This is a genomic window from Photobacterium lucens, assembly GCF_009873615.1.
Classification (GTDB): Bacteria; Pseudomonadota; Gammaproteobacteria; order Enterobacterales; family Vibrionaceae; genus Photobacterium; species Photobacterium lucens.
In genome coordinates this window covers 1-1,156 of the sequence record NZ_SSMG01000228.1, presented here as the reverse complement: position 1 = coordinate 1,156, position 1,156 = coordinate 1, and the positions used below count along the sequence as shown (strand labels likewise).

Below are 1,156 nucleotides of genomic sequence, written 5' to 3'. Positions count from 1 at the left end.
AAAAGATTTATCAATGATACTAGTGACCAATTTGATTCGCTTCTTTATATAAAGAGGGGTATCAGCACAGTCAATTCATTCATCATTTATGATGAATTAACAGTATTCATTGAGCCGGTCGAAAGACCAACAAAACTTTAATTGAAGAGTTTGATCATGGCTCAGATTGAACGCTGGCGGCAGGCCTAACACATGCAAGTCGAGCGGCAGCGACTTAACTGAACCTTCGGGGAACGTTAAGGGCGGCGAGCGGCGGACGGGTGAGTAATGCCTGGGAATATGCCCTGATGTGGGGGATAACTATTGGAAACGATAGCTAATACCGCATAATCTCTTCGGAGCAAAGAGGGGGACCTTCGGGCCTCTCGCGTCAGGATTAGCCCAGGTGGGATTAGCTTGTTGGTGAGGTAATGGCTCACCAAGGCAACGATCCCTAGCTGGTCTGAGAGGATGATCAGCCACACTGGAACTGAGACACGGTCCAGACTCCTACGGGAGGCAGCAGTGGGGAATATTGCACAATGGGGGAAACCCTGATGCAGCCATGCCGCGTGTATGAAGAAGGCCTTCGGGTTGTAAAGTACTTTCAGTAGGGAGGAAGGCAGTGTCGTTAATAGCGGCATTGTTTGACGTTACCTACAGAAGAAGCACCGGCTAACTCCGTGCCAGCAGCCGCGGTAATACGGAGGGTGCGAGCGTTAATCGGAATTACTGGGCGTAAAGCGCATGCAGGCGGTCTGTTAAGCAAGATGTGAAAGCCCGGGGCTCAACCTCGGAACAGCATTTTGAACTGGCAGACTAGAGTCTTGTAGAGGGGGGTAGAATTTCAGGTGTAGCGGTGAAATGCGTAGAGATCTGAAGGAATACCGGTGGCGAAGGCGGCCCCCTGGACAAAGACTGACGCTCAGATGCGAAAGCGTGGGGAGCAAACAGGATTAGATACCCTGGTAGTCCACGCCGTAAACGATGTCTACTTGGAGGTTGTGGCCTTGAGCCGTGGCTTTCGGAGCTAACGCGTTAAGTAGACCGCCTGGGGAGTACGGTCGCAAGATTAAAACTCAAATGAATTGACGGGGGCCCGCACAAGCGGTGGAGCATGTGGTTTAATTCGATGCAACGCGAAGAACCTTACCTACTCTTGACATCCAGAGAACTT

General features: G+C 51.0%; 1 rRNA gene. It reads left to right on the top strand.

The window, feature by feature from the left end:
• Positions 1–138: 138 nt before the first annotated feature.
• Positions 139–1,156 (top strand): 16S ribosomal RNA (locus E5A76_RS10150); the annotation flags it as partial.